General features: G+C 66.2%; 7 protein-coding genes and 1 pseudogene. 6 read left to right on the forward strand and 2 right to left on the reverse strand.

Annotated features, from left to right (window positions below; translation table 11 throughout):
* A pseudogene (locus tag DBR20_RS13325) lies at positions 1–344 on the forward strand (6-phosphogluconate dehydrogenase); the annotation flags it as partial.
* Positions 345–647: 303 nt separating this feature from the next.
* On the opposite strand, the gene DBR20_RS13335 reads toward DBR20_RS13325, so the two are convergent.
* A complete protein-coding gene (locus DBR20_RS13335) occupies positions 648–1,691 on the reverse strand; it encodes an oxidoreductase (RefSeq protein ID WP_108266514.1) in 1,044 nt (347 codons plus the stop codon).
* Between the two features lie 174 nt (positions 1,692–1,865).
* On the opposite strand from DBR20_RS13335, the gene DBR20_RS13340 reads away from it, so the two are divergent.
* From DBR20_RS13340 to DBR20_RS13355, 4 genes are all read left to right on the forward strand, one after another.
* Positions 1,866–2,249 (forward strand): BON domain-containing protein, encoded by a 384-nt coding sequence (locus tag DBR20_RS13340; protein WP_108266515.1) that lies wholly within the window; start codon positions 1,866–1,868, stop codon positions 2,247–2,249.
* Positions 2,250–2,451: 202 nt separating this feature from the next.
* Positions 2,452–4,269, forward strand: a complete 1,818-nt coding sequence (locus DBR20_RS13345; RefSeq protein WP_108266516.1) for an ATP-binding protein — start codon at positions 2,452–2,454, stop codon at positions 4,267–4,269.
* Entirely contained in the window at positions 4,266–4,706 is a 441-nt protein-coding gene (locus DBR20_RS13350) for a response regulator (RefSeq protein WP_025878695.1), read from the forward strand. The genes DBR20_RS13345 and DBR20_RS13350 overlap by 4 nt, the downstream gene beginning before the upstream one ends.
* A gap of 4 nt (positions 4,707–4,710) precedes the next feature.
* Complete coding sequence (locus DBR20_RS13355; RefSeq protein WP_108266517.1) at positions 4,711–6,222, forward strand: hybrid sensor histidine kinase/response regulator; 1,512 nt, start codon at positions 4,711–4,713, stop codon at positions 6,220–6,222.
* A gap of 104 nt (positions 6,223–6,326) precedes the next feature.
* Here DBR20_RS13355 and DBR20_RS13360 read toward each other — a convergent pair whose 3' ends face one another.
* A complete protein-coding gene (locus tag DBR20_RS13360; protein ID WP_089236908.1) occupies positions 6,327–7,076 on the reverse strand; it encodes a 20S proteasome subunit A/B in 750 nt (249 codons plus the stop codon).
* A 93-nt stretch (positions 7,077–7,169) separates the two neighbouring features.
* Here DBR20_RS13360 and folK point away from each other — a divergent pair.
* Positions 7,170–7,591 (forward strand): 2-amino-4-hydroxy-6-hydroxymethyldihydropteridine diphosphokinase (folK, locus tag DBR20_RS13365; RefSeq protein ID WP_108266525.1); only part of this gene is annotated, 422 nt, incomplete at its 3' end.

Consider the following 7,591-nt stretch of genomic DNA (forward strand, 5'->3'; position numbering starts at 1 on the left):
CCGAAGGCTTCGCGCTGATGGAGCGCAAGCAGGAGATGGAACTGGACCTGGCGCAGGTGGCCGAAGTCTGGCGCCACGGCAGCGTGGTGCGTTCGTGGCTGCTGGACCTCAGCACCGAAGCGCTCAAGCGCAATCCCTCGCTGGATGGCATCGCACCGTACGTGGAGGATTCCGGCGAAGGCCGCTGGACCGTCGCCGAAGCAATTGCGCTGGACGTACCGGCGCCGGTGATCACCCTGTCGCTGCTCGAACGCCTGCGTTCGCGTGAATCGAACTCGTTCACCGACCGCCTGCTGTCAGCGATGCGCAACGAATTCGGCGGCCACGCCATCAAGAAGTCGTAAGCACCGGTTTGACGTACATCCACGCATGGCGTGGATGTACGTGTCGACCAAGGTCGACACCCACCAAGAGCAGGCAATGCCATGTCGACCAAGGTCGACACCCACCAACAGCAGCGAGAAACTGTCGAAGGCGGGGTGGGTCCGGTTGCGGGGGTGTCCGCGGCATGGATGCCGCGGCCAAGCCTCCATGGACGGATTCACGGCGTCCCCCGCAACCGGACCTACCCCGCCATCCCACGGAATGCCCGCTTTTGACGTTGACGTTGACGTTGATTCGGCAGGTGCAGGGCGCAGCCCTGCCGATCACCCCACCCGCACCCGCCGCCCTTCGCGCGCACTGTCCATCCCCGCCTGCAGCAACCGCATCACCTGCAGCGCCTGCTGCGCGCTGACCGTCGGCTCGCCCTCGCCCTGCATCGCCGCTGCGAAGTCGGCATACAGGCGCCGGTAGTCACCCGGCAGGTTGTCCACGGTGCTGCGCTGCACGTTGTCCTCCGCATCGCAGTGCAGCAGTTCGCCGTGGTGCGGATCGATGCCCCATCCCGGCGCGCCTGGCGCAACGCCGCGACGCAGCTGCGCCTCCTGCACGTCCAGGCCGTGCTTGATCCAGCTGGCCTGCGTGCCATGCACGGCGAAACGGGGGGCAGGCGCAGCGACCAGTGAACCGGCATGCACGATCGCGCGATGGCGCGGGTAATGCAGTACCGCGTGGAAATAGTCGACGCCGCTGCCGCCTTCGCGCTGCACCGCAAGGTCCGCATCGATCGCCTGCGGACAGCCGAACAGCACCAGCATCTGGTCCAGCAGGTGCGGCCCCAGGTCGTACCACAGGCCGCTGCCCGGCCCATCCTGCTCGCGCCAGCGTTCGCGCACCTGCGGGCGGTAGCGGTCGAAATGGGCGCGGCATTCGGCGATGTCACCCAGCGTGCCGTCGGAAAGCAGTGCCTGCAGGGTCAGGAAGTCCGCATCGAACCGTCGGTTCTGGAACACGGTGGCGATGCGTCCGGCGCTGCGCGCTGCAGCCAGCACCTGCTCGGCTTCGTCCACGTTCACCGCGAACGGTTTGTCCACCAGTACGTGCTTGCCGGCGGCCAGCGCGGCGATGGCCAACGGCGCGTGCTGTTCGTTCGGGGTGGCGATGACCACCGCATCCACCGCAGGGTCATCGAAGACCTCCTGCGCGGCAGCGCGTATGTGGACGTCGCTGAAGGAGCGCAGCAACGTATCGCGCTGCGAACTGACGACGCTGTGCAGGGCCAGCCCCGGCGTGTGCTGGATGAGCGGAGCGTGGAAGACGCGGCCGGCAAGGCCGTAGCCGATCAGGGCCAGTTGCAGCTCGGGGCGCATGGGAAGACTCCGCGCGGATCGGGAAGTGCAGGTTAAACGAGATGACTACGCACCCGGAAGCTGAACCATTGCCGCTGCAGATGTGCCCATTCACGTGAGCATGACCGCAGCGCCACGCCTGCACTACAAGCAGTTGGCGACACTGGGCGCACCAACCAGTAGGAGAACCACACGATGATCACCACGACCCGTACGCTGTTGGCTTCCGCCCTCACCCTGGGCCTGGCGCTGTCCTCCTCGGCCGCATTCGCCCAGGACGCCGCAGCGAAGAGCCCGCCGAAAACCGATCATTCGGCGATGACCCATGCCGACCGCCATGATTCCAACGAGCCGGTCACCGACAGCTGGATCACCACCAAGGTCAAGGCCGATCTGCTCGCCAGCAGCAATGTGCCGGGTACCGAAGTAAAGGTGGAGACGGTCAATGGCGTGGTCAGCCTGAGTGGCACCGTTGCCACCAAGGCCGAGCATGACAAGGCCATCGCCACCGCCAAGGGCATCAAGGGCGTGACCCGCGTTGATGCCGCCGCGCTGAAGGTCAGTGCCGCCAAGCGTTGATCGACACCGCAGGTTGCCAGCAGGGGCGCTCCCACGGGGGCGCCCCTGTTTTGTAGCGTCGGGCCTGCTCTACGCGTGCGGGTGGGCGGCCCGCCTGATGGACCGATTACCCCAGAGATGTGACCGGCTGCGCTATATTGCCGGTTCCGCTGCGGCCGATCCTGTCCGGATCGCACTCCCGCAGTTGAGCTGACGAGGAACTATGGCGCTGGTTTTCAGTGATGACATCTGGGATCGCTGGCGACTGCCTGCTCTGGCATTGGCAGCGGCAGCCATCATCGTGGTCCCGTGGTTGACCCTGCGCAAACTGCAGCAGGACAACGAGCTGGCCATGGGCTGGGTGACCCATACCCAGCAGGTGACCGTGGCCCTGCAGCAGCTGCAGACGGACGTGCGTGACATCGAATCTGCTGCGTTGACGCTGTCCAAAGGTGTGGATGCGCCAGGCCTGCGCGAGCGCATGGCCAAGTCCAACGATATCCCCGAGCGGCTGGCCGAACTGGGCCGGATGACCCGCGACAATCCCGACCAGCTGATCCGCATCGGCCGCATCCAGTCGATGCTGGAAGGCCGTATGGGGGTTGCGCGTGAGCTGGCCAAGTCCGAGCCGAACAGCGACCAGCGCGAGCTGGTGCAGGACCTGAGCACGCGCTACCCGATCCGCGGCCTGGTGGAAGAACTGCAGGCCAGCGAGGAAGCGCTGCTGGCCCAGCGCGCCGCGCAGGCGGAGCGCCAGAAGCGGCAGACCAACTTCGTGTCGTGGAGCTCGCTGGTGGTGCAGCTGGCGCTGCTCGGCCTGGTGCTGTGGCTGCTGCAACGACAGATCGGCCGCCGCCTGCAGGCTGAACGACAGTCGCAGCGTGCGGCTGCGCGCGCGGCGTCGGTGCTGCAGACCGTGCGTGAACCGATCGTGCTGTTGGATCGCGAGCTGCGCGTGCAGCTGCACAATCCCGCGTTCTCCGAGTTGTACGGGCTGCAGGATGAGCGCGCCGATGGCCTGCTGCTGGAAAACGTAGGCGAGGGCGCATGGCGTGATCCGGTGGTTCGCCAGCGTCTGGCCGACGTATTGCTGCGCGGCCGCGAACTGTGGGATTTCGAACACGAGCAACGCGGCGCCGACGGCATGTCCCGCTACATGCTGCTCAACGCGCGGCGCATGCCGCTGCCTGACACCGACGATGAAGTGGTGCTGCTGACCGTCAGCGATGTGACCGTGCAGCGTGCGGTGCAGACACGCGTTGAAGAACTGAACCGGCAGCTGGAAGGCAAGGTTGCCCAGGTCTCGGAGGTCAACCGCGAGCTGGAAGCGTTCAGCTACTCGGTGTCGCACGACCTGCGCGCGCCGCTGCGCCATGTCGCCGGTTTCTCGGACAAGCTGTCGCGCCATCTGGGCGAGGCGGCCGACGAGAAGAGCCAGCACTACCTGGGGGTGATCTCCGGTTCAGCGCGGCGCATGGCCACCTTGATCGACGACCTGCTGGTCTATTCGCGCCTGGGCCGCGCAGCGATGCGCCAACAGACCGTGGACATGCAATCGCTGGTGGCCGATACGCGCGCGATGCTCGATGCGAACGTGCAGAGCGAAGCCGAGAGCAGCGGCCATGCCCATCAGGTGGAGTGGAGCATCGCGCCGCTGCCGATCGTGGTGGGCGACGAAAACATGCTGCGCCAGGTCTGGCTGAACCTGTTGGGCAACGCGGTCAAGTATTCGGCCAACCGCGAGCCGGCGAAGGTCCGCGTGGACTACCAGCAGCAGCCCGATGGCGGTCATCAGTTCACGGTCAGCGACAATGGTGCAGGCTTTGACATGGCCTACGCCGGCAAGCTGTTCGGCGTATTCCAGCGCCTGCACAAGGCCAGCGACTATCCGGGCACCGGTATCGGCCTGGCCAGCGTACGCAGGGTGCTGACCCGCCATGGCGGGCGCATCTGGGCCGAAGCCGCACCGGATGCCGGCGCCACCTTCCACTTCTATCTTCCCCCCGTGCTCGACGCGGACAAACAGGGCCCCATCGCATGACGACGCTGCGCACCATCCTCCTTGCCGAAGACAGCCCGGCCGACGCCGAAATGGCGATCGATGCGCTGCAGGAAGCACGCCTGGCCAATCCCATCGTGCACGTCGAAGACGGCGTGGAAGTGATGGATTACCTGCTGCGCCGTGGCGCCTTCGCCAGCCGCGAAGAAGGCCTGCCGGCGGTGCTGCTGCTGGACATCAAGATGCCGCGCATGGATGGCCTGGAAGTACTGCGGCAGATCCGCGAACACGATGAGCTGAAGCGGTTGCCGGTGGTGATCCTGTCGTCCTCACGCGAGGAAAGCGACCTGGCCCGCAGCTGGGACATGGGCGTGAACGCATACGTGGTCAAGCCGGTGGACGTGGACCAGTTCTTCGGCGCAGTGCAGACCCTGGGCAAGTTCTGGGCGCTGATCAACCAGGCTCCGGAGATCGAGTAGGCCCATGCCCCTGACCGGTCCCGCACTCGGCGCATTGCGCATCCTGCTGGTGGAAGATTCCCCCGAGGATGCCGAGCTGATGTCCGAACAGATGCTCGATGCAGGCCTTGAGGCCACGTTCGAGCGTGTCGAGAGTGCGGACGACCTGCGCCATGCGCTGGCACGCTTCCAGCCGGACATCGTGCTGTCCGACCTGAGCATGCCAGGCTTCTCCGGCGACGACGCGCTGCGCATCGTGCGCGACGCGTTGCCGGAGGTGCCCTTCATCTTCGTCTCCGGCACCATGGGCGAAGAGAATGCGGTGGCGGCCCTGCAGAAGGGCGCCAACGATTACATCATCAAGCACCAGCCGGCACGCCTGCCGTCCGCCGTGGCGCGCGCGGTGCGTGAGGCACGCAGCGCCATCGAGCGCTCGCGGGTGGAAACCGAGCTGATGCGCGCGCAGCGGCTGGAAAGCCTGTCGTTGCTGGCGGCGGGCCTGAGCCACGATCTGCGCAACATCCTGCAGCCGCTGCTGATCATGCCGGACCTGCTGAAGGCGCGTACCGAAGATCCGCAACTGCACCACCTGGCCGACGTGATCGCCGAGTGCGGTCGCCGTGGCCATGAGATGGCCGAATCGATGCTGTCGTTCGTGCGTGGGTCGCGCAAGGCCAGCGAGCGCATCCACATCGATGACCTGTTCCAGGCCGTGGCGCTGCTGTTGCGCAGCAACGTGCCCGATGGCGTCCGCCTGGACCTTGTGGTCGAGGATGAGGGGCTGGTGGTCGATGCCAACTACACCGAATTGCAGCAGGTGCTGTTGAACCTGGCGCTCAACGCGATCCAGGCGATGCCTGATGGCGGCAACCTGAGTCTGACCGCCAGCCATGGCGGCCAGCGCGATGGCGAGGACTGGCTGCGCATCGCGGTGGTCGATGAAGGCACCGGCATGGATGCGGACACGATGTCGCATCTGTTCAATCCGTTCTTCACCACCAAGGCCGATGGCACCGGGCTGGGCCTGATTTCCTGCAAGCGCATCGTTGAAGGCGCCGGTGGCAGCATCCACGTCAACAGCCAGCTGGGGCAGGGCACCTGCTTCGAGCTGCGCTTGCCGATGCATGCCAGCGCCGAGGGCGGCGAACCGATCGAACAACTGGTGGCGCTGGGCAGTGGCCAGTCGATCCTGGTGGTCGATGGTGAAGCCACGCGCCTGTCGCTGCTGGGCAATGCGCTGTCCAGCCAGGGCTATCAGCTGCAGCTGGCCTCCGACGGCCCGGCCGCGCTGCGCTGGATGCAGCAGGAAGCGATGCCGGCGCTGGTGATTGCCGATGCCGGCTCCAAGCTGTTGTCGGCCAGCCAGCTGCTGGGCGAGATGGCCACGCTCGGATACCGCGGCCCGGCGCTGGTGCTGGAAGATGCTGCCGGGGAAATGCCGACAGATGTGTTCCCCGCCGGCATCGAAGTGCATCTGCTGCGCAAGCCGCTGCAGATGCAGCAGGTGTTCCGCGCGGTGGCCGACGCGCTGGGCTGACATCGAGGGAACGCTGTAGAGCCGAGCCCATGCTCGGCTGCTGTCTGCATCGGCTGCGTCTGCCGAGCATGGGCTCGGCTCTACAGGTGTGCAGCGGCGGCGTTTCAGCCCGGGCGATCCGTCGTTTCCCACGGAAACCGTGGCAGGCTTTCCACCGCCTGTTCCAGCCGCCGCGACCAGTTCTGATGGATGTCGGCGTACAGCGCCGAATCGGCGCCCAGCCGCAGCTGCTGGCTGATCCGCAGCTCGCCGGCGCGCAGCAGCGCCAGGTCGACCGGCAGGCCCACCGACAGATTGGACCGGATGGTCGAATCGAGCGAAACGATTGCCGTGCGTGCGGCGTCTTCCAGATGCGTGGATGGGGTCAGGATGCGGTCCAGGATCGGCTTGCCGTACTTGGATTCACCGATCTGCAGATAGGGCGTTTCCGGCGAGGCGGCGATGGCGTTGCCCAGCGGGTAGACCATGTACAGGCCAGGCTGTTCGCCGGCAATCTGCCCGCCGAAGATCAGCGTCGCCTGGGTGTTCACCCCGTCATGGCCGTGTTCGGTGTGCTGGTTCTGCACCTGGCTGTCCACCAGCAGGGAGCCGACGTAGGCCGCAGCCTCGAACAGATGGGCCATGTCGCGCAGGTTCGGCGTGCGCCGCTCGTCTGCATCGCGCTTCAGCCGCGACACCAGCAACTGGGTCGTCGCCAGGTTGCCCGCGGCCATCACCACGTAGGCGGCCTGGCCGGGGTATTCGAACACGTGCAGTTTGCGGTGCACGCGGACATCGTCCAACGCGGCATTGGTGCGGGTGTCGGCGGCGAAGACCAGGCCCTCGTCCACCTCGATTCCAACGCAATAGGTCATGTCGGTGCCCTATCATATGCGTCCCGGATTGTAGGCAGGCCGTTGTGACGATGGCATGCCCGCGCTCCACCTGATTGCCGTCACCGGAACCGCATGACCACCGTGCTCCTGAGCCTGGGCAGCAACGTCCACCCCCGCCGCTACCTCCACGCTGCGGTGGCGGCCCTGCGCGAGCGCTTTGGTGCGCTGCAGGTGTCTGCCGCCTACCGCACCGCCGCCGTCGGGTTCGACGGTCCGGCCTTCCTCAATAACGGCGTTGCCATCGAGACCGACCTGCCGCTGCAGGAACTGGATGACTGGCTGCATGCGCTGGAAGATGCGCACGGTCGTGACCGCAGCGGTCCGCGTTTCTCCGACCGGACCCTGGACGTCGATGTGGTGTTCTATGGCGACCTGGTGGTGGAAGGCCCCGGCCATCTGCGCATTCCGCGCCCGGAACTGAAGCATGCGTTCGTGCTGAAGCCGCTGGCTGATATCGCCCCGGGTTTCATCGATCCGGTCAGCGGCCTGGACCT

The sequence above is a fragment of the Stenotrophomonas sp. HMWF023 genome (genome assembly GCF_003060985.1).
GTDB lineage: Bacteria > Pseudomonadota > Gammaproteobacteria > Xanthomonadales > Xanthomonadaceae > Stenotrophomonas > Stenotrophomonas lactitubi.